At 73.8% G+C, this 20025-nt stretch carries 19 protein-coding genes; 6 read left to right on the top strand and 13 right to left on the bottom strand.

Features of this window, described 5'->3' with window-relative positions:
• The first annotated feature begins 21 nt into the window (after positions 1–21).
• Entirely contained in the window at positions 22–726 is a 705-nt protein-coding gene (locus AB0J80_RS05145; protein WP_364700573.1) for an HAD family hydrolase, read from the top strand.
• The gene (locus AB0J80_RS05150; protein WP_364700575.1) at positions 723–1493 is read left to right on the top strand and encodes an LLM class F420-dependent oxidoreductase; all 771 of its coding nucleotides are present in this window, start codon (positions 723–725) and stop codon (positions 1491–1493) included. Before AB0J80_RS05145 ends, AB0J80_RS05150 begins: the two co-directional genes overlap by 4 nt.
• Here the strand turns inward: AB0J80_RS05150 and AB0J80_RS05155 are convergent.
• From AB0J80_RS05155 to AB0J80_RS05175, 5 genes are all read right to left on the bottom strand, one after another.
• Positions 1490–3274: a hypothetical protein gene (locus tag AB0J80_RS05155; RefSeq protein WP_364700577.1), complete on the bottom strand. Its 1785-nt coding sequence runs from the start codon at positions 3272–3274 to the stop codon at positions 1490–1492. The two genes, AB0J80_RS05150 and AB0J80_RS05155, sit on opposite strands and share 4 nt — an antisense overlap.
• Entirely contained in the window at positions 3274–4320 is a 1047-nt protein-coding gene (locus AB0J80_RS05160) for a MoxR family ATPase (RefSeq protein WP_364701298.1), read from the bottom strand. Before AB0J80_RS05160 ends, AB0J80_RS05155 begins: the two co-directional genes overlap by 1 nt.
• 67 nt (positions 4321–4387) lie before the next feature.
• A complete protein-coding gene (locus tag AB0J80_RS05165; protein WP_364700579.1) occupies positions 4388–5305 on the bottom strand; it encodes a DUF389 domain-containing protein in 918 nt (305 codons plus the stop codon).
• A gap of 4 nt (positions 5306–5309) precedes the next feature.
• The gene (locus tag AB0J80_RS05170; RefSeq protein ID WP_364700581.1) at positions 5310–6419 is read right to left on the bottom strand and encodes an XdhC/CoxI family protein; all 1110 of its coding nucleotides are present in this window, start codon (positions 6417–6419) and stop codon (positions 5310–5312) included.
• The gene (locus AB0J80_RS05175; protein WP_364700583.1) at positions 6412–6972 is read right to left on the bottom strand and encodes an NTP transferase domain-containing protein; all 561 of its coding nucleotides are present in this window, start codon (positions 6970–6972) and stop codon (positions 6412–6414) included. The genes AB0J80_RS05170 and AB0J80_RS05175 overlap by 8 nt, the downstream gene beginning before the upstream one ends.
• A 76-nt stretch (positions 6973–7048) precedes the next feature.
• Here AB0J80_RS05175 and AB0J80_RS05180 point away from each other — a divergent pair, with 76 nt between their 5' ends.
• On the top strand, positions 7049–8377 hold the full coding sequence (locus AB0J80_RS05180; protein WP_364700585.1) for an FAD-dependent oxidoreductase: 1329 nt from the start codon (positions 7049–7051) through the stop codon (positions 8375–8377).
• Here AB0J80_RS05180 and AB0J80_RS05185 read toward each other — a convergent pair.
• The 6 genes from AB0J80_RS05185 to AB0J80_RS05210 all read right to left on the bottom strand — a co-directional run bounded on the left by AB0J80_RS05185 (position 8367) and on the right by AB0J80_RS05210 (position 12559).
• Positions 8367–9284: an AraC family transcriptional regulator gene (locus AB0J80_RS05185; protein ID WP_364700587.1), complete on the bottom strand. Its 918-nt coding sequence runs from the start codon at positions 9282–9284 to the stop codon at positions 8367–8369. The two genes, AB0J80_RS05180 and AB0J80_RS05185, sit on opposite strands and share 11 nt — an antisense overlap.
• The gene (locus AB0J80_RS05190) at positions 9281–9877 is read right to left on the bottom strand and encodes a cysteine hydrolase family protein (RefSeq protein WP_364700589.1); all 597 of its coding nucleotides are present in this window, start codon (positions 9875–9877) and stop codon (positions 9281–9283) included. Before AB0J80_RS05190 ends, AB0J80_RS05185 begins: the two co-directional genes overlap by 4 nt.
• 69 nt (positions 9878–9946) lie before the next feature.
• On the bottom strand, positions 9947–10876 hold the full coding sequence (locus AB0J80_RS05195; protein WP_364700591.1) for a sugar kinase: 930 nt from the start codon (positions 10874–10876) through the stop codon (positions 9947–9949).
• The gene (locus tag AB0J80_RS05200; protein ID WP_364700593.1) at positions 10873–11502 is read right to left on the bottom strand and encodes a bifunctional 4-hydroxy-2-oxoglutarate aldolase/2-dehydro-3-deoxy-phosphogluconate aldolase; all 630 of its coding nucleotides are present in this window, start codon (positions 11500–11502) and stop codon (positions 10873–10875) included. Before AB0J80_RS05200 ends, AB0J80_RS05195 begins: the two co-directional genes overlap by 4 nt.
• A gap of 42 nt (positions 11503–11544) precedes the next feature.
• A complete protein-coding gene (locus tag AB0J80_RS05205) occupies positions 11545–12117 on the bottom strand; it encodes a hypothetical protein (RefSeq protein WP_364700595.1) in 573 nt (190 codons plus the stop codon).
• A gap of 142 nt (positions 12118–12259) precedes the next feature.
• Entirely contained in the window at positions 12260–12559 is a 300-nt protein-coding gene (locus AB0J80_RS05210; RefSeq protein WP_364700597.1) for a helix-turn-helix domain-containing protein, read from the bottom strand.
• 142 nt (positions 12560–12701) lie between these two features.
• Between AB0J80_RS05210 and AB0J80_RS05215 the strand changes: the two genes are divergently transcribed.
• Positions 12702–13508: an MBL fold metallo-hydrolase gene (locus tag AB0J80_RS05215; protein WP_364700599.1), complete on the top strand. Its 807-nt coding sequence runs from the start codon at positions 12702–12704 to the stop codon at positions 13506–13508.
• 502 nt (positions 13509–14010) lie between these two features.
• Positions 14011–14784: an NADP-dependent oxidoreductase gene (locus tag AB0J80_RS05220; RefSeq protein ID WP_364701300.1), complete on the top strand. Its 774-nt coding sequence runs from the start codon at positions 14011–14013 to the stop codon at positions 14782–14784.
• Positions 14785–14788: 4 nt separating this feature from the next.
• On the opposite strand, the gene AB0J80_RS05225 is transcribed toward AB0J80_RS05220, so the two are convergent.
• Positions 14789–17104: an EAL domain-containing protein gene (locus AB0J80_RS05225; RefSeq protein WP_364700601.1), complete on the bottom strand. Its 2316-nt coding sequence runs from the start codon at positions 17102–17104 to the stop codon at positions 14789–14791.
• 184 nt (positions 17105–17288) lie between these two features.
• On the opposite strand from AB0J80_RS05225, the gene AB0J80_RS05230 reads away from it, so the two are divergent.
• Positions 17289–19334: an N-acetylmuramoyl-L-alanine amidase gene (locus tag AB0J80_RS05230; protein WP_364700603.1), complete on the top strand. Its 2046-nt coding sequence runs from the start codon at positions 17289–17291 to the stop codon at positions 19332–19334.
• Here the strand turns inward: AB0J80_RS05230 and AB0J80_RS05235 are convergent.
• Entirely contained in the window at positions 19322–19915 is a 594-nt protein-coding gene (locus AB0J80_RS05235; RefSeq protein ID WP_364700605.1) for a sigma factor, read from the bottom strand. The genes AB0J80_RS05230 and AB0J80_RS05235 overlap by 13 nt on opposite strands.
• Positions 19916–20025 lie beyond the last annotated feature (110 nt).

Below are 20025 nucleotides of genomic sequence, written 5' to 3' on the forward strand. Positions count from 1 at the left end.
GCCGAGCATAGGATGCCCGGCGTGGAACTGCGGGGTGTGCTGCTCGACCTGGACGGCACGCTCGTCGACCACGCCGCGGCCGCCGACGCCGGGCTGCGGGCCTGGCTGCCGACGATCGGCAGGGCGGCGACCGACGCCGCGGTCGCCCGCTGGACGGCCGTCCAGGAACCCCATCTCGCGGCCTGGCGGGCGGGCACGATCAGTTTCGCGGAGCAGCGCCGTCGCCGGTTGCGCGACTTCCTGGGTACGCCCTCACCACCCGACGCCGAGCTGGACGCCACCTTCGCCGGCTACCTGCACCACTACGAGGCGGCCTGGCGCGCCTACGACGACGTCCCCGACGCGTTGGCGGCGATCGCCGAGGCGGGGCTCGTCACCGCCGTGCTGACCAACGGATCCACCGTGCAGCAGCGCAAGAAGCTGGAGCGGACGGGCCTCGGCGGCCGGGTGGGACCGGTCTTCACGGTCGAGAACCTCGGCGTCGCCAAGCCGGCGCCGGAGGCGTTCCACCGTGCCTGCTCCCAGTGGGGGCTGCGGCCCGACGAGGTTCTCAGCGTGGGCGACGACCACGCGTTCGACGTGGTGGCCGCCCGGACCGCCGGGCTGCGCGCCGCCCACCTGGACCGGCTCGGCACCGGGCCGCCCGGCGAACCGGTCCGCCTGCGCAGCCTGCGAGATCTGGGCCCCCTGCTCACCGCCGCATCGAACTACGATCGTCGATCATGAGCAGAGTACGGGTGGCAGTGCAGATCGCGCAGGAACGGGCCGGCTACGAAGGGATCCGGCGGGCGGCGAGCGAGGCGGACCGGCTCGGCGCGGACGCGATCTTCAACTGGGACCACTTCTTCCCGCTCGGCAAGGACCGGGACGGCAAGCACTTCGAAGCCTGGACGATGCTGGGAGCCTGGGCCGAGTCGACCTCGCGCGCGGAGATCGGCACCATGGTCAGCAGCGTCGCCTACCGCAACCCCGACCTGCTCGCCGACATGGCGCGCACCGTCGACCACATCAGCGGCGGCCGGTTGATCCTCGGCCTCGGCGCCGGCTTCCGCGCCTGGGAGGCCGAACAGTACGGCTACGAGTTCGGCTCACCCGCGCAGCGCGTCGAGCAGCTCGGGAACGCGCTGCAGCGCATCGAGCGGCGCTTCGCCGCGCTGAACCCTCCGCCCACCCGCGAGATCCCCGTGCTGGTCGCCGCTGACGGGCCGAAGGCACTGCGGCTGGTGGCCCGGCACGCGGACATCTGGCACACGTTCGCGAAGGGTGAGGCCCTCGGCGAGAAGGTACGGCAGCTCGAGGGCTACTGCCGCGACCTCGGCCGCGACCCCGGCGAGATCGAACGGTCGGCGTTCGTGGAGGGCGACCCGTGGGTCGTCGGGCCCGCGCTGCGCAAGCACGGCGTGGGACTGTTCACCGTGATCACGTACGGGCCCGAGCACAGCCTCGACGAGCTGCGCCGGTGGCTGGCGTGGCGCGACGAGCAGGCCGGTTAGCTCAGGTCGAAGACCGGTCCGCGGGGCCGGAACGGCAGGCGGGCGCCGCGTGGCATCAGGAAGGCGTGCGTACGCCGGATCCGCAGCGGTTCGCAGCCGCCGTCGGTGATCACCAGGATCGGCCCGGACGCGGGGAAGTCGGCGGCCCGTTCCAGCAGGTCGATCGCGGGCTGCAGGACGGTGCCGCCGCGGCCACGGACCCGGATGCGCCCGGCGATGTCCTCGACCGGCAGGTACCCGGCGTCGTAGGCGGTCGCGTCGCAGAAGACCACGCGGGCCGCGGGGACGTCGCGGGCGGTCGCGTACGAGGCGATGGCCCCGAGCGCCTTGCCCATCAGCCGGTGGCTCATCGACCCGGACGTGTCGACGACGACTCCGAAGGTGCTGCGCTGGACCGTCTCCTGCGGACAGTGCCGGCCCGCCCGCGGGATGTCCGGCGTGCTCGCCTGGCGCCGGGAGGGACGCGCGTAGCTGCGGCGCGGCTCGGGGGCCGGCACGTGCTCGTCGAACCAGCGTGCCAGCCGGACGTCCCAGGGCAGCGGCGGGTGCTCGAGCACGCGGATCTCGGCGGTCAGGCCGGCGGGGAGCAGGCCACGGCCGCTGCCGCGGTGGTACGCGTACCCGGTGAGCAGCGCCCGCCGGTAGTAGTCGTCGAGGTCGACGGCGCCCGAGCGGGGCCCGTGCCACGGCAGCGGCTCGCCGAGCAGGTCGCCGATGCCACGGCCGCGCAGGGTGGCCAGCTTGCGCATGCGGCGCAGGTCGCCGGCGATGCGGTCGTACACGTCCTCGGCGGAGGCACCGGCGAGCCGCGGGTCGTGCAGCACCCCGTCGGGCAGCTGCCCGACCTCCATCTCGACCAGCCAGCCGTTGACGACGTAGTCGCAGGCGACGTTCCACAGGTACGGGTCGCGCGTCCCGGTGCGCTCGCCGTGGCGCAGGGCGGCGTGCAGCATCTCGTGGGCGAGCACGAACCGCCACTCCGGCTCGTCCAGCCGCCGCAGCGGGTTCAGGTAGATCTCGCCGGCCTCCGCCGAGACCGCCGCGACGGCGATGTCGCGCTCGCGGGCCAGGGTGGCGTCCGCGACCAAGGTGAACCCGGCGGCGAGGCCGCCGAGCAGCGGGTAGTTGCCCACGAACCAGCTCATCGCCCGCTCCCACGGCGGGCGGCGGGTGGGCGCGCCGGTGAGCGAGGCGCGGGCTCCCCCGGCGACGTCGACCGCCGCCGTCGCGGACGCGGACAGGCCCACGGCGAACCGGTCCGGCCACATCGGATCGTGCGGGAGCGGTCCGTCGCCGGCCCGGATGTCCGGCTCGCCCGCGCCGCAGCCGGCGAGCTCCGACGGTACGCCGTCCCGGCGCCAGCGCCGCAGCAGAGCCTCCTCGTCGGCGGTCGGCAGTTCGGCGGGGAACGCCGCCGGTTCGGTGCCCAGCTTCACCGCGCGCTGGAACCGCGTGACGGCGAGGCAGGCCGCCGCCCGGAACGCCTCGTCGTGGCCGGCCGCGCCGAGGTGGCCGAAGCCCAGGTGCAGCAGGCAGTGGGCGAGCACCCATTCCCACTGCGCCGCGTCGAGCCTCCGCCCGGCGTTGGCCCGGATCGTGCCGTCGGCGTGGACCATGGCGAAGCCGAGGGCGAAGTCCTCGACGAGCACCGCGCGGGCCGCCGGGCGCGGCCAGTCCGCGCCGGTCAGCGGCGCGAACATGGGGTGTCCGGCGACGGCGCGCCACGCGGCGTGGAAGGCCGCGGTGTTCGGGTCCGGCTCGGCCGGCGGCCGGCGGGCCATCAGGCGGCCCGCGCGGCGACCAGCCGGGGCAGGTCGCGGCTGACCTCGACCAGGAACCAGGCCGGCAGCACGGGAGCACCGTCGTCGTCCGTGGCGACGACCAGCTGCGCGCACTCCAGCGAGATCTCGGCGAGCTCGACGAGCAGCGCCTTCGCGCGGTGCGCGAACTGGCGTACCGCGGCCGGGGCGTGCTCCTTCACCCGCGGCAGGTCCTTGACCAGCCGGGCCCGGAACGTCTCGGCGAGGTAGTACAGCAGGTCCCGGTCGGTGGCCGCGCGCGGCCAGGGCGCGTCGCCGCGCAGGACCGCTTCCAGGCCGTACTGGTGGCGCACGATGCGCAGGTAGCCGCAGAAGGCTGCCGCGTGGGCGGGGGTCAGGGTTCCTGCGGCGAGCACGCGCAGGGTGTCGTCGTCGATCTCGTCACCGTACGAGTGCAGCGCGTCCGAGAGCATGTGCCAGCTGCGCGGCGTCGAGAAGGCCTCCTCGGTCTTGGGCGGGGCGGACCACAGGTGACCCGGCCGTTCGCCCAGGTACTCGAGGATCCACGGGTGGATGCCGGCGCCGGTGGCCCAGCTCAACCAGTCCGCGTACGCCGCCTGCAGGTGCACGTGGACGAGCCGGTTGACCAGGGCGGACGCCATCGGGCGAGCGAGCGCGTTGTCGGCCGAGCGGTTGCCGGCGCCGATGACGATCGAGCCGGGCGGCAGCTCGTACGCGCCGATGCGGCGGTCGAGGATGAGCGAGTAGAACGCCTTCTGCACGTCCGGGCCCGACGAGTTGAGCTCGTCGAGGAACAGGCAGTACGGCTCGTCGCGGGCGATCGACTCCGGCGGCGCGAAGCGGCTGCGCCCGTCCCGCAGCTCCGGCACGCCGATCAGGTCCTCCGCGGCGAGCTGGGTTCCCACGAGGGTGACGCACTCCAGACCCAGGGCGGCGGCGAAGTCGCGGACCAGCGAGCTCTTGCCGATGCCCGGCGCACCCCACACGAAGACCGGCCGCACGACCGCCACGTGCAGCAGCAGGTCGGGCAGCCGGGCCGGGGTCACGGTGAAGGCCGAGTGCACACCGGGAAGTGTGCGGGCCGCGCCGGTGCCGCCGCACCCCAATATCCGATCATCGGCGCCGGCTCGCGAGGCGCTGCACGAGCAGGGTGAGCACCCCGGCGGCCACGATCGCGGCGACGTTGATCAGTAGCTGCAGCGCCGAGCCGGCGGCTTCCTTCCTCACCCCGTACGCGAGGGCGACGGCGGCGTTGGCTGCGGCCGGGACCGTCGTCACGGAGATCAGCACCCCCACCAGCGTGCCGGCCTTCGCCGAGGTCAGCGAGAGCATCCCGGCGACGCCGGCGAGGAACCCGACCACCCAGCTGAGCGCGTCCGGCTGCCAGATGAAGCTGGTCAGCGGCCGGTCGCCGAGCAGCATCGACTTGTCCACCAGGTCGAGGGCGTCGAGCAGCCAGGTGGTGGCCACGGTGACCAGCATGCCCACGGCGAACCCGACCCCCAGCGCGGTCAGCGCGCGGCGCACGAGGGCCCACCGGCGGCGCACGGTGCCGACGCAGACCGCCGCCAGCGGACCGAACTCGGGACCGACGACCATGGCGCCGACGATGAGGATGGGCTGGTCCAGCAGGACGCCGATGCCGGCGATCACGGTCGCGACGATCATGAACGCGAGGAAGGCGCCGGAGATCTCGCTCTCGGCTGCGGTGGTGTGCTCGACCTCCTCCCAGACGACGGCGTCGACGCCGAGGCCCGGCACCCGCTTCTCGGCGCGGGCGGCGGCCGCGGAGAGGGCGGTGTCCACCCGCTCCAGCATGATCGAACCGTCCCGCTCGATGCCGAGGTCGCGCAGCCGCTCGATGAGGTCGCTCGCGCCCTCCCGGACGACGTCGCAGAGCACGAGGTCGCCCACCGGGTCGCGGGCCGTGCCGGGGAGCACGACCACGTGGGTCACCGCGTCGTCCGCGGTCAGCAGCTTCTCGACGGCCTCGGTGGTGGCCGGTGGCGAGATGATTCGAAGGTGCAGCACCCGGTTATCGAATCATCCCGTGGATGGGGCCCGAGGTGCTGGTCAGCCGCCCGCCGGTGCCGTCCCAGCGCAGCGCCACGATCTCCGCGGCCACGCTGACCGCCGTCTCCTCCGGCGTGCGGCCACCGAGGTCGAGGCCGATGGGCGAGCAGAGCCGGCCCAGCGCGGCCTCGGGCAGGCCGGCCTCGCGCAGCCGCTTGAGCCGGTCGTCGTGGGTGCGACGGGAACCCATGGCACCCACGTACGCGACCGGCAGCCGCAGCGCCACCTCGAGCACGGGCACGTCGAACTTCGGGTCGTGCGTCAGGACGCAGATCACCGTACGCGCGTCCAGCCGGCCCGCCGCTTCCTCGGCCGCGAGGTAGCGGTGCGGCCAGTCCACCACCACCTCGCCGGCGCCCGGGAACCGCTCGGCGGTGGCGAACACCGGCCGGGCATCGCACACGGTGACCCGGTAGCCGAGGAACGACCCGATCCGCGCGACCGCGGCGGCGTGGTCGGTGGCGCCGAACACCAGCATGCGGGCCGGCGGGGCGAACGCGGTGACGAGCACGCTCACCCCGCTCCCCCGCCGCTGCCCGTCCGGGCCGTAGTGCAGCAGCCCGGTACGCCCGGCCGCCAGCAGCCCGCGGCCGTCATCGGTGGCGGCGTCGTCGATCCGGTCGCCGCCCAGCGACCCGTGCCGTGAGTCCGGGCTGAGCACCAGGCGCCGCCCGATCCGCTCCGGCGGACCCTCCACACAGGTCAGCAGCGCCACCGGATGCCCGGCACCCACCAGGTCCGCCAGCACCTCCACCTCGGGGAAGCCGGCCGGCTGCACGAAGACGTCGATGGTGCCGCCGCACGGCAGTCCCACCTCGTACGCGTCGCCGTCGCTGACGCCGTACCGGGCCCTGCGGGGCTCGCCGGTGCCGGCCACCTCCCGGCACAGCTCGTGGACGGCGGCCTCGACGCAGCCGCCCGAGACGCTGCCCACCGTCGTGCCGTCGCCGAGCACCAGCATCGCCGTCCCCGGACCCCGCGGAGCGCTGGACCAGGTGGCGGTCACGGTCGCCAGCCCGGCCGGCTCACCGGCGCGCCATGCCCGCACCAGCTCGGCGAGGACGTCACGCATGGCCGGGCACGTCCAGGTCGGTGTCGTCCGCCACGTCGCCGACCGGCACGACCCGGACCTCGTCGGCGTGGGCGCGCAGGTACGACCGGGCACCGCTGTCACCGGTCGCGGCGGCGGCCACGCCCGGCCAGTGGTCGCGGCCGAGCAGGACCGGGTGGGAGCGGCGGGCGGCGTACCCGCCCGTGGCGAGGGCTGCGGGCGACGCCAGCGCGGCTACCCGGCGTACCGCTGCGGCCGTGACGCCGGGCATGTCGACCAGCAGGACCACCGCCGCCGTGGCCGGGGTGGCGGCCACGGCGGCCAGGCCGGCGCGCAGCGACGACGCCATCCCGGTCGCCCAGGCGGGGTTGTCCACGTACGTGAGCCGGGGTGCCGCCGCACGGACCCGGTCCGCCTCGGCCCCCACCACGACCAGCGTGCGGGTCAGGCCCGCCTCGGCCGCGACGGCGGCCGCGCGCTCGACCAGCGGACGGCCGTGCCAGGACACCAGCGCCTTCGGCATCCCGTAGCGGCTTCCGGCGCCGGCGGCGAGGATCAGCCCGGCGATCTCCATGGCGGCGAGGGTAGGCCCGTGACGCCAACCCGACTCAGCGCCTGCGCGATCACCCTCCGGTGCCTAATGTCGGCACATGCAGGCAGCAGTCATCGGCGCCGGACCGACCGGGCTCTTCACCGCCGTCGCCCTCGCTCGCCGCGGGCACCGGGTGACCGTGGTCGACCGGGATCCGGGACCGGCGCCGGACGGCACCTGGCCGCGCCGCGGCGTCATGCAGTTCCACCACCCGCACGGCGTGCGTCAGCAGGTCGTCCAGGCGATCCAGGCAGAGCTGCCGGAGGTCGAGAACGCGCTGCTCGCGGCCGGCGCGGAACGGTCGATCCTGCCCGCTGCCGACGGCCGCCCGGCCATGGTGGTCGGGCTGCACTGCCGCCGGATGCTCTTCGAGCGGGTGCTGCGGGAGACCGCGACCGCCGAACCCGGCGTGACGTTCGTCCGGGGCCACGCCGAGGACGTGCTGCGCTCCCGTGGGCGAGCCGCCGGCCTGCGGGTCGACGGCGGCGAGCTCGAGGCCGGCCTCGTCGTGAACGCGTCCGGCCGCTCCGGGCGGATCGCCGGCGACCTGCGCGCCCCGGCGGCCGGCGGGGACTGCGGCATGTCCTACGTGTCGCGGCACTACGCTCTGCGGCCCGGCGCCGAGCCCGGACCGGTGAACGCGCCGCTCGGGCTGATCACCCGCTTCCCCGGCTACCTGGCCGGAGTGTTCCTCCAGGACAACCGGACCGTCTCGGTGCTGATCGCCCGCCTCACCGGCGACCGGGAGCTGGCGGGACTGCGGCAACGGCAAGCGTTCGACGCGGCCGTCCGCGTCATCCCGGGGCTCGCCGAATGGACCGAGCCGGACCGCACCGAGCCGATGACGCCCGTGCTGGCCGGCGCGCGGCTGCACAACACGTACCGCGGTCAGCTCGACGCCGAGGGCAACGTGGCCCTGCCCGGCCTGGTGCATCTCGGCGACGCCGTCTGCACGACCAACCCGACCGCCGGCCGGGGCATCGCCACCTCCCTCATGCAGGCCCGGCAGTTCGTCCGCACGCTGAACGGCGACGTCGAGTCGGCGACCGTCGCCCTCGACGAGTGGTGCACCACGCACATCCGGCCCTGGTTCGACGACCACGTGGCCTGGGACGCCGACGAGATCCGCCAGTGGGCCGGCGAGGACGTGGACCTGAGCCGCCCGCTGACCTCCGGCCACGTCGTGGCCGCCGCGCAGGCCGACCCGTCGCTGATGCGGGTCGTCGGGCCGTACCTGTCCATGCGGGCCCTGCCGGCGACGCTGGCCGAGGTGGAACCGCGGGCGCGGGAGATCTACGCGGGCGGCTGGCGACCGCCGGTGCCGCAGACACCGACCCGCGACGAGCTGGCCGCCCTGATACGCCGCACCACCGCGCTCACGGTGTGACGCCCGTGCGGGACCGCAGGCGGCGCAGCATCCGGGCATCCCCGAAACCGACCGCGCGCGCCGCCGCCTCCACCGTGGCGCCGTGCCCGATGAGGTGCTCCGCCCGCTCCACCCGCAGCAGCTGCTGGTAGCGCAGCGGGGTCTGCCCGGTGGCCGCCTCGAAGCGCCGCGTCAGGGTCCGCTCGCTCATCCCGGCCGCCGCGGCCAGCTCCGCCAGCGGCAACGGCTCGGCGAAGCGGGCGTCGATGCGGTCCTGCACCCGGTGCACCGCGTCGCTCAGGTGCGCCCGGTGCCGGAGCATGGCGCTGGACTGCTGCTCGTGGCCGTTGCGGCGGGCGTACACGACCATCTGCCGGGCCACCCGCGCGGCCGCCGCCGGGCCGTGCCGCACCGCGACCAGGTGCAGCGCCAGGTCGATGCCGCTGGCGATGCCCGCGGACGTGACGACCCGGCCGTCCTCGACGTAGAGCACATCCCGGACCACCTGGGCGCGGGGGTAACGCCGGGCCAGCTCCTCCTGCACGTCGTGATGGGTGGTGCAGCGCCGCCCGTCGAGCAGGCCGGCCCGCCCGAGCGCGTCGGCGCCCGCGCAGACGCTCGCGACCGTCCCGCCGGCGGCGTGGTGCGCCGCGATCCGGTCCAGGGTCCGCGCCTCGAGGTGGCCGCTGCCGGCCAGGTGCGGCGAGCGCCAGCCCGGCACCACGACCAGATCGGCGGGCGTGAGCTGCGGCCACGTGGTCTCGGCGCGCAGCCGCACGCCCTGGTGACTGTCGATGTCCGGCCGGTCGGCCACGTACGAGAGCGGATAGTCGTGCCCGTGATCGGCCGCGGTCGAGAACACCTGGGCCGGACCGGCGAGGTCCAGCAGGTGCAGACCGGGCACGAGGACGAACACCACCCGGCTCACGATCCGGTCAGCTCCCCGGTCAGTTCCGCCACGGTGGCGATCGTAGCGAAGCGGCCGGCGAGGGCGTACTCGGTGCGGGCCACCACGTCGGCGGCGGACAGGGTACGCGGATCCGCCAGCAGCTCCGCCAAGGTCTGCTCGGCCGGGGCGTCCCAGTGCGGGATCGGGAACGTGGCGGTGGCGTCGGTGACGAACGTGACGGCGTACCCGAGGTCCGAGCCGACCCGGGTGGTGGTCTCGACGCACTGCTCCGTCCGGATCCCGCAGACCGTCAGCCCGCGCACGCCGCGGGCGGTCAGCAGCTGCTGCAGGTTGGTCGTGGTGAAGGCGTTGTGCGAGGTCTTGGTGATGATCGGCTCGCCGGGACGCGGTTCGAGCTCGGCGAAGACGCGGACGTGACCGCTCGCCGGGTCGAAGACGCCACCGCTGCCCGGCTCGGCGTGCAGCACCCACACCACCAGGTCACCGGCGGCGCGGGCGGCGTCGACGAGCCGCTGGACCCGCTCGGCTATCGCCGGGTTGCTGACGGCACCCCACAGCGGCCGGGCGCGGAAGGACTCCTGGACGTCGATGACGATGAGCGCATTGGTCATACCGCCATCCTGCGGCCGCGGCGGCACCGCGGGTAAGACACGGTCACGACCGACGCCGGAACGATCCGGTCAGCGAGCCACGTCGTCGCCGGCGGACGTCAGGGCACCGAGATCGGCCCGGGTGGGCAGCCCCTCACAGTCGCCCGGCACGGTCACCGCGAACGCGCCCGCCGCGATGGCCGTGGCGAGCCGGGCGGCCGGAGCCGCACCGGCCAGGCGGTCGGCGAGGTAGCCCGCGACGAAGGCGTCCCCCGCACCGACCGGGTCCACCACCGTGACGTCCAGCGCCTCTCGCTCGTACCGCTCGCCGCCGATCAGCGCGGTGCAGCCCCGGGCGCCGTCCTTGACCACCACCTCGGCCGGCCCGAGCGCCGCCAGGCCGTCGAGCGGCGGGCCGTCGACGAAGAGCGCTGCCTCGTCCGGGCCGGCGAAGACGACATCGGCGCGCGTGACCAGGTCGCGGAGCACCGGCCCGGCGTCGAAACGCGACCACAGCTTGGCCCGGTAGTTGACGTCCACCGACACCGGCACCCCCGCCGCGCGCGCGGTCTCCACGGCCTGGAAGACCGCCGCGCGCGCGGAATCGCTGAGAGCCGGGGTGATGCCGGTGACGTGCACAATCGCCGCCGCACGCAACGCGTCGGCCGGGATGTCGGACGGCGCGAGCCGCGAGCCGGCGCTCCCCGCACGGTGGTAGTCGACGTGCAGCAGAGCACCGGTGCGGCGGTGCTTCACCATGAGCCCGGTGAACGACGAGTCCCGGATGACGACGGCGTCGACCCCCTCGGCCCGCAGCCGGCGAGCGATGAGCTCGCCGGTCGCGTCGGAGCCGACCCGCCCGATCCATGTCGCCGGCCCGCCGAGGCGCGCCACACCGATGGCCACGTTGCTCTCCGCGCCGCCGATGCCGAACCCGAACCCCCGCGCGTACTCCAGCGGGCCGATGCCGTCGGCCGAGACCAGGCCCATGGTCTCGCCGAAGGTCAGCAGACCCGTCATGAGCGGGCGTACGCGACCGCGTCGGCCGCCCGCCGGGCCCGGTCGGCGAGCTTCGCCAGGCTGCCCCCGGAGGCGGCGTCGCCGAGCAGCGGGCCGCCCAGCCCTACCGCCGCCGCACCCGCGCCGAGCCAGGCCGCCACCTCGCCGATCTCGATGCCGCCGGTCGGCATGATCCGCACACCGGGGAGCGGCCCGTGCAGATCCTTGAGGTAACGAGGGCCGACCGCCGAGGCCGGGAACAGCTTGACCAGCGGTGCGCCGGTGCGGGAGGCGGCGAAGATCTCGCTCGGGGTGAACGCGCCCGGATAGACCGGCACGTCGAACCCCTCGATGCCGGGCACCGCCACCGGCGAGACCAGGAAGGCGGCTCCCGCGTCGATGCCGGCCTTGGCGTCGTCGGGGCTGAGCACCGTGCCCGCACCCACCACGACGTGGGCGGGAAGCTGCCGGCGCAGCCCGGCGATGGCCTCCAGCGCGCCCCGCGAGGTGAGGGTCACCTCGAGTGCGGTGATGCCCGCCTCGACGAGCACGTCACTGATCGCGGAGAAAGCACCGGCCGTCGGCGCCCGCAGCACCGCCACCACCCCGCTCCGCACCACCGCATCAGTCACTGACAAATCCGACATGGACGCCTCCCCACGAGTTCCGTCACGTCTGGCGATGATGACCTATCCGCTCGTGATGCTCGACTCCTCCGACGCCGGATGCCGCCTCATGTACGACCGCAGCGAACGCGACGGCTGCCCGGCCGACGGGGGCGGCGGCGCGTCCTTGATGCCCAGCTCCTCCCGGATCGCCGCCTCCAGCTGCTGCATCACCAGGGGTACGTGGCCGAGCATCTCGCGGGCTGACTTCGCCGGGTCCACGCCCGGGGGCGGGGTGGGGCGCTCGCCGTACAGCTTCTCCAGCAGCAGATGGACGGCGAGAGCGGCGCTGCGGACCTGGCCGGACGCGAGCAGCCGCACCTGCATCAGGGCCGGACCCACCTCGTCCAGGTAGGTGAACGGGCCGGGTAGTGGCCGGCCGGCGTCCAGGGCGGCGCGGGCACGGTACGAGGCGCGCTCGAACTGGGTGAGCAGGGCGACGTAGGCGTCGCGGCGTTCGGCGTACCAGCGGCGGGTTCGCTTGGCGCGGCTGCGCAGGTAGTTGTCGCGGGCTGACACCAGGAGGGTGACACCTGCTCCGACCAGGGCGAATACGGCGGCGATGAGGGGCAGGCCCCACCACGGGATCTCAGACACCCGACCACCGTAGCGATGCCCCGGGGTCGCCGGGTCCGGGCTGCGCCGGATCGTGACCGGGGTTCCTTTTCATCCGGCCTTCACGGCTTTCTTGCGCGCGGAGGGCCAAGGGCTGGAGCGACCAAGGCGGCTATGGCGCGTTTCATGCCGTTTCGCCGGGGCGGGGCGTGTCGGAGCCCCAGTCCCAGAGGGCTTCGAGGACGGGCAGCAGGGCCCGGCCGCGGTCGGTGAGGGCGTATTCGACTCGGGGTGGCCAGCCGGGGCTGCGTCTGCGGTGGGTCACTCCCGAGCGGGTCAGTTGGGCCAGTCGTTCGGCGAGGATCTTGTCCGAGAGGTTGGGGAGGGCTCGGGCGAGGTCGACGAAGGTGCGGTCGCCCAGGAGGAGTTCGCGGATCACCAGCGGGGTCCATCGGCCGCGGAGCACCGTGAGGGTCGTCTCCACCGGGCACGACGGTTCGGGTGCCGGCGCGGGTCCTCGGCAGCTTCGCCGCATCGGGGACTCGCTGCTCTCGTCACTAACCGTTAGGTGAGCCACTACGACGCCTCCTAGGGTTTCGGCGGGACATCGACGAGGGGGTTCGGTCTTGCGGGTTCATAGTCTCAACTGCGGGTCGCTGCGCGAGGTCCAGCCGCCACCGGAAAGCGGCCTTCGGGCGTTGCCGGCGGTTACCCACTGCTTGTTGATCGAGCCGGACGACGGCGGGCTGGTGCTGGTCGATTCCGGGTTCGGGCTGGGCGACGTCGCCGCGCCCGAGCGGTCGCTGGGGCCGGAATTCGTCGCGTGGGCTCAGCCGGCGCTCGATCCGGAGGAGACGGCGGTCCGTCAGATTCGTCGCCTGGGCTTCACCGCCGGCGATGTGCGTCATATCGTGCTGACGCACCTGCACCGCGACCACGCGGGCGGCCTGCCGGACTTCCCGGACGCCGCGGTTCACGTCTCGCGGGCGGAGCTCGAGGCGGCGACGGCCGGCCAGGGGTATGCGAACCGGACACAGTGGGCGCACGGGCCCCGGTGGGTCACCTATCCCGATGCGGGCGGTGAACGGTGGGAGGGCTTCGACGGCGTTCACCAGCTCGACGGTCTGCCGTCCGACGTACTGCTGGTTCCGTTGCGCGGTCATACGCCCGGTCACACGGCTGTAGCGGTCAAGGCCGGTGACCGGTGGTTGCTTCATGCCGGTGACGCGTACTACTACCACGGTGAGGTGCAGGACCCGCCCGCTGAGGCGCCGATGCTCACGCGGGCCCTGCAGGAGCAGGTGGAAACCGACCGCACCGTGCGGTTGGCGAACGTCGATCGGTTGCGTCGACTCGCCGCTGGCGGCAGCGCGGATGTCACGGTCTTCTGCGCACACGACCCTTGGGAGTTCCGGCGACTTGGCGTCTCCTGATTCGTGGCGCCAGGCTGCTGCGGTGGACGCAGAGTGGGGATCGGTGTGTGTGAGCGCAAGCGGCGAGGTGCGTCCGCTTGACCCACCAATGGGGTGGGCCTGCGGAACCAGATGCTCACCGCGACCGAAAAGCGCGGTAGCCGGACCACGCAGCGCGAGGTGGAGGCGCAGCGCACGATGCAACCAGCGAGGAGCAAGCCATCTCTCACCCGCAGCTGGTGTCCATGCAAGGTTGGGGGCCGGGGTGACCAAGAACGGCGTAAAACGCCCCACCAGCCGTCTTGGTCACCCCGGCCCCCAACCGTCCACCGCAAGAAACAAAGATCGCTTGACCTCAACCCAAGTTGAGCTAGCACAGTCAAGCGCATGAGAGCTGCCGTCTTCGACCGCTTCGGCGCGCCCGACGTCCTTCGCATCGCTCAGCTGCCCGACCCCGAACCCGGTCCCCGGTCAGGTCCGGGTCCGGGTACACGCCGCCGGCGTCCAGCCGTTCGACGTGGGCGTGCGGCGCGGCCATATCGCGCCGGTCCCGGTGCGCTTTCCTCAGCAGGTCGGCCAGGAGTACTCGGGGGTGGTCGACAAGCTCGGCGAGGGCGCCACCGGGACCGGCCTCGAGGTGGGCACCGCCGTGCTCGGGTCGACGATGATGAACGGGCAGGCCAGCCACGTCGTGGTGGAAGCCGCGACCGTCGTACGGAAGCCGCCGGAGCTCGATTTCCTCACCGCCGCCGCTCTCGTAGCGGCCTCGCAGACGGCTTCCGGGGCGTTGCTCGAGCTGGGTGTCGGTGCGGGTGACGTCCTGCTGGTGCATGCCGCCGCCGGTTCGGTGGGGACGGTGGCCACCCAGCTGGCCCGGCGGGCCGGGGCGACGGTCATCGGCACCGCGAGTCCCGCGAACCACGACTATCTGCGGCAGCTCGGGGCCGTGCCGGTCGCTTACGGTCCCGGGCTGGTGGACGCCGTCCGGGCGATCGGGCCGGTGACCGTGGCGCTCGATGCCGCCGGGGGCGAGGCGGTCGCCCAGTCGGTGGCGTTGGGCGTCGCGCCGGATCGGGTCGGCACGATCGTCGATGACAAGGCGGCTGCCGAGCACGGCGCCCGGGTGGTGCGGGCGGGGCGGTCGCCGGTGCGGCTGGCGGAGGTGGTCGCTCTGGCCGCCCGGGGGCTCGTCACGATGCCGGTACGCGCGTACCCGCTGGACGAGGTGGTGCAGGCGCACGCCGCCGTGGAGGCGCGGCACGGCCGCGGCAAGGTGGTGCTGATCGTGGAGCCGTGACGGGTCAGGCCGTGCCGCGGATCAGGTCGGTGTGGCCGGTGGGGAGCTGCGGCCGGCCGTACAGCCAGCCCTGGGCGAGGTCGCAGCCCTGCTCGCGCAGCCAGTCGCGTTGGAGCTCGGTCTCCACGCCTTCGGCGACCACCCGCAGGTTCAGGGCGCTGGTCATGGCGAGGACGGCGCGGACGATCGACTCGTTGGCGCCGTGCTCGCCGACCTCGGAGACGAAGGCGCGGTCGAGCTTGACGATGCCCACGGGCAGCCGGTTGAGGTAGCTCAGCGACGAGTAGCCCGTACCGAAGTCGTCGATGGCCAGGGTGACGCCCAGCTCTCGCAGAGCGTCGAGGGTGGCCAGCGCGGTTTCCAGGTCTTCCATCACGCCCGATTCGGTGATCTCCAGCCACAGGGCGTCCGGCGGGAGGCCGGTGGTGGCGAGCACGTCGCGGACGATGGCGACGAGGGTGTGGTCGCGCAGCTGCCGGACCGAGACGTTGACCGAGACGTGCAGCTGCCGGGCCTGCGGGCCGCGTTCGGCGCGCCATGCGGCGAGCTGGGCGGCGGCCTCGCGCAGCAGCCAGGCGCCGCTCTCGACGATGAGGCCGGTCTCCTCGGCGATCGGGATGAAGTGCAGCGGTGACACCGCGCCGAGGGTGGGGTGCTGCCAGCGCATGAGGGCCTCGAAGCCGTCGAGCTCGCCGGTGGCCAGGTCCACGATCGGCTGGTAGTGCACGGACAGCTCGCCGTTCGGCAGCGCGGTGCGCAGGGCCTGTTCCAGGTTCATACGGTCGCGGACCTGGTCGCGCAGCGAGGTGTCGAACAGGGCATACGCGTTGCGCCCGGAACCTTTCGCCTTGTACATCGCGGTGTCGGCGTCGCGGATCAGCTCGAGGGCCTCGGCCCCGCCGAGGGACTTCGCGACGCCGATGGAGGCCGAGATGACCACGTCTCCGACGGACAGTGCGAACGGGCGGGAGAACTCGTCGAGGACCCGGCCGGCGAGCGACTCGGCGAGCCGGGAGTGCGACGGGCTGGCCAGGGCGATGACGAACTCGTCGCCGCCGATGCGGCAGACCAGGTCGGCGTCGCGGACCTGGGCGCCGAGCCGGCCCGCGACGGCGCAGAGAAGCTCGTCGCCGACCTGGTGGCCCCAGTGGTCGTTGACCATCTTGAAGCGGTCCAGGTCGATGAAGAGCAGGCTGATCTCGAGCTGTTCGGCCGCCGCGCGGTCGCCCCAGCTCGCGACGGTCTCGGCGAGCAGCTCCCGGTTGGGCAGGTCGGTGAGGGCGTCGTGGGTGGCGCGCCGTCGGGTGGCGCGTTCGGCGCGGGCGCGGGAGTCGTTGGAGCGGACCACCCGGTAGAGCACGGCGAGGATCAGCGCTACGCACAGGATGGCCCGGACCGCGCCGTTGACCGTCCCTCCGGCGGGTTCGACCGTCGTGATCACCACGGGTACGACCACCACGAGCGCGATCAGCGCCATCCGGATCTTGCTCAGGTCCTTGACGATGATCCGCTGGGGTGCGGTGAGGGTACGCATCGACGGGTGCAGTCCCGCTCCCCCGACCAGCACGAAGGTCGCGCTGAAGAGCACGTCGATGAGGTGCTGGGGCGCGTCGGCGACGGCGTTGTCGCGGAGCATGAAGAGGAAGTCTCCGGCGAACATCGCGACGGATGCGGTGATCAGCAGCCAGAGGGAGAACTGGCGCGCGCCGCCGGAGAGGGCGAGCTGGGCCACGACCACCAGCAGGACGACGTCGAGGACCGGGAAGATCGAGTTGGCCACCCGCAACGGCGTGAGGTCGAGCTGGTCCATCGAGGGGACCATCACGAACGTCCAGCACATGAACGCCGCCGCCAGGCCGACCAGCACGGCGTCGACCCGGGCCGGGTCGTCCTCGGCCGCGCGGCGCCGGCGCAGCATGCTGCCGAAGGCGTACACCATGGTCAGGTAGCCGGGCAGCACGAAGGCGTCGGGGATCAGCGACATGGTCGTCGGCGGGGACGCGCCCGCCCCGGGCACCACGATCCGGGTCACGATGCCGGCCAGGAAGAGCCCGGCCGCGGCGAACAGGCACGTCCAGGGGCGGCGTTCCGCGGGCACCGCCATGCGCCGCGCGCCGTATCCCATCGCCGCCAGCCCGCCGAGCAGGGCTACTGCCAGCAGCGGGGTGCGCAGCCAGACCGGGCCGGCGGCCAGCAAGGCCAGCAGGATCCCGCCGGCGCCCAGGTAGGACCAGACCAGCAGCCGGTGGTGCGGGGGTAGCGGGGACCCCGCGCGCGGGACCGCAACCGGGGCGGTTTCCGGGCGCTGCGGGGCCAGCACGGGAGACACGTTCTTCCATCGGCAGCCGGGGCGGGGTCATTAACCATCCGTTTCGAGCTCCCCGGAATGGGTCACGCGGCCGCCCGGACCCGCGTACGTTTCATCCTGATCTGGGAACGGGGGGATAAAAGTGAACAGAACGTGCAGGCGAGTCATCGGTACGGCCCTGGGCACCGCAGTCACCTTGAGTGGCGCACTGGTGGTCCTGGGAAGCCGTGGGCCGGTCCCGGCCGAGCTGACGGCGGCCGCGGCCGGGACCGCACCGACATTGCAGACGATCGATCTGCTGCCGGCCGGAGGATCGTCGCCGACCGGCCGGGCCTTCTCGGCCCCCGGGGCGCTGCGGACCGAGTCGGCGGCGGCCGGCCGGGCCGTCGCACCGCGGACGACAGCCAGGTTCAGCCTGGTCGGCGCGACCTGGACGGACCCGGCCCGCCGGCTCACCGGCACCGTGCAGGTGCGGACCCGCTCGGCGGCCGACGGAACCTGGACACCGTGGCAGTCCCTCGAGGCCGCCGAGCCGAACCCGGCCGAGCCCGGATCCGGCGACGCCGACGGCGCCCGGGGCACCACGGATCCCCTCTGGGTCGGCCCGTCGGACGGGGTCGAGGCGCGGATCGCCGCCGATGCCGGGCGGACCACGCCGCTGCCGCCCGGCCTGCGACTGGATCTCATCGATCCCGGCCGTCCCGCCGCCGCGCCCGTGCCCAGGGCGTACGCGCGCGTCGAGGTCCCGGCCCGGCCGGTGCCGAACGTCGTCACCAGGGCGCAGTGGGGCGCCAACGAGAAGCTGGTCGAGGACGCGCCGGAGTACACCACCGACGTGCAGGTCCTGTTCGTGCACCACACGGCGGGGACCAACAGCTACAGCTGCTCGGACTCACCCGCGATCATCCGGAGCATCCAGGCGTACCACGTGAAGAGCAAGCACTGGAACGACATCGGCTACAACTTCCTCGTCGACAAGTGCGGCACCCTGTTCGAGGGGCGGCGCGGCGGGATCACCCGGGCCGTGCTCGGGGCGCACACGCTGGGTTTCAACTCGCACAGCAGCGCCATCGCGGTGCTCGGGAACTTCGGCTCGACCGGCGTATCGGCCCGGGTGCGCACGGTGATCGCGCAGGTGGCGGCGTACAAGCTGGGGGCGTACGGCAACACCCCGGCCGGCCGGACCACCCTGGTCTCGAGCGGCAGCGACCGGTACGCCAAGGGCAGCAAGGCGGTGCTCAACCGCATCTCGGGGCACCGTGACACCGGCCAGACCGAGTGCCCCGGCAACACCCTGTACGGCCAGCTCGGCTCGATCCGCGGCATCGCCGCAGCGGCCCCGGCCGACCTCGCGGTGGCCAAGGTCAACGGCGCCACGAAGATCGGCGCCACGTACTTCACCCGTGGCACCATCCGCCCGTTCTGGCGGGTGGACACGGCCACCACGCTGATGAACCGCTATGACGTGTACGTCGACGGCGTCCTGACCGCCTCCGTGCCGGCCGGTCAGCTCCAGCAGCTGCTGCGGCTCTCGCCGGGGCGGCACACCGTACGGGTCCGCGCGGTCGCTCTCAACGGCCGGGTCGCCGTCACCGACACCGCGGTGTACGCCGACCAGACCGTGCCCGCCTTCACCAGCGGCCCCAGCGTCACGCTGCGGCCCGGCTCGCTCAACGGCATCGTGCCGGTCCGGCTGCGCTGGGCGGTCAGCGACGCGGGCGGCCTGCGGACCGTGCGGCTGACGAGCCCCGCCACGGCGAGCCTCGGCACGGCCGCCACCGCGTGGGCCGGGTCGGTCAAGCCGGGCGTCGCGACCACGTTCGGCCTGCGCGCCACGGACCGGGCGGGCAACGCGCGCTCGGTGGCGGCGGTCCGGACGGCGGTCCTGGTGCGGGAGGCGCAGGCCCAGCGCGAGGGCACCTGGCGGTCCATCGGCAACCCCGCGTACCTGGGCGGTTCGGCGTTGCGGGCCACCGGCAAGAACGCGTCGCTGACCTGGACCTTCACCGGGCGGTCCGCGGCGCTGGCGGTGAGCCGCACGTCGGTCTCGGGCCGGGTGCAGGTGTACGTGGACGGTGAGCCCGCCGGCATCGTCGACCTTCGTTCGCCGGCCACCGTGTACCGCCGGGCGGTCTGGACCCGCTCCTGGGGCTCCAGCGACCGGCACACCGTGAAGATCGTGGTGGAGGGCACCGCGGGTCGTCCCGGCGTCATCTCCGACGGGCTGGTCTACCTGCGGTAGCCGTCGGTCTGCTGGTCCAGCACGACCCGCAGCGCCCGCATGGCGAAGTACAGGCTGGACTTGAGGGTGCTCACGGGCACGCCGCGAGCCTCGGCGGCGGCCTCCAGGGAGACACCCTCGAAGAACAGCTCGACGAGGATCTCGCGGTGTGACGCCGCGAGATCCTCCATCGCCCGCACGATCGTGGTCTGCGGGCGGGGGGACGGCGAGCGCTCCGCCGGCGCGACGACGGGGCGGTCGTCGTGCCCTGCAGGAGCGGAGCGCTCGCCGTCGCGCAGCACCGTACGAGCCGTGAGCACGAGCCACGGCCGTACCGCGGAGGCCCGCGGGGGGTAGCGGGCAGGATCCTGCGCTGCGCGGTAGAAGGTCTCCTTGAGCACATCGGTGGCGGTGGCCTCGTCGCCGCCGGTGAGGCGCAGCACGTACGCCTCCAGCGCCCGCCGGTGCGGCGCCACCAGCTCGTCGAACGCCACGGCCGCGCGTTCCCGTGCCACCCGCTCGGCGGCGCTGCCGGGCGTCGGGGCGAAGAGGTCGGCATGCATCGGCGGCCTGCCGGGCCGATCGGCCGCGTGGCGGCCCATGAGTGCCCCTTCCCTCGGTGATCGTTCGACGGGTCCCATCGTGATCCACGGGGGCGCCGGCGACACCGGGAGAAGTACCCGCGTCCGCGGATTCGGGTATCACCCGGGTA

Origin of the sequence: Actinoplanes sp. NPDC049548 (assembly GCF_040676695.1) — a bacterium.
GTDB lineage: Bacteria > Actinomycetota > Actinomycetes > Mycobacteriales > Micromonosporaceae > Actinoplanes.

What these genes read in the sequence shown, in the direction of transcription:
- AB0J80_RS05150 (WP_364700575.1), top strand. Translation starts at nt 723, where the DNA reads ATGAGCAGAGTACGGGTGGCAGTGCAGATCGCGCAGGAACGGGCCGGC.
- AB0J80_RS05170 (WP_364700581.1), bottom strand. Translation starts at nt 6,419, where the DNA reads ATGCGTGACGTCCTCGCCGAGCTGGTGCGGGCATGGCGCGCCGGTGAG.
- AB0J80_RS05175 (WP_364700583.1), bottom strand. Translation starts at nt 6,972, where the DNA reads ATGGAGATCGCCGGGCTGATCCTCGCCGCCGGCGCCGGAAGCCGCTAC.
- AB0J80_RS05235 (WP_364700605.1), bottom strand. Translation starts at nt 19,915, where the DNA reads ATGGGCCGCCACGCGGCCGATCGGCCCGGCAGGCCGCCGATGCATGCC.
- AB0J80_RS05155 (WP_364700577.1), bottom strand. Translation starts at nt 3,274, where the DNA reads ATGGCCCGCCGGCCGCCGGCCGAGCCGGACCCGAACACCGCGGCCTTC.
- AB0J80_RS05190 (WP_364700589.1), bottom strand. Translation starts at nt 9,877, where the DNA reads ATGACCAATGCGCTCATCGTCATCGACGTCCAGGAGTCCTTCCGCGCC.
- AB0J80_RS05200 (WP_364700593.1), bottom strand. Translation starts at nt 11,502, where the DNA reads ATGTCGGATTTGTCAGTGACTGATGCGGTGGTGCGGAGCGGGGTGGTG.
- AB0J80_RS05195 (WP_364700591.1), bottom strand. Translation starts at nt 10,876, where the DNA reads ATGACGGGTCTGCTGACCTTCGGCGAGACCATGGGCCTGGTCTCGGCC.
- AB0J80_RS05180 (WP_364700585.1), top strand. Translation starts at nt 7,049, where the DNA reads ATGCAGGCAGCAGTCATCGGCGCCGGACCGACCGGGCTCTTCACCGCC.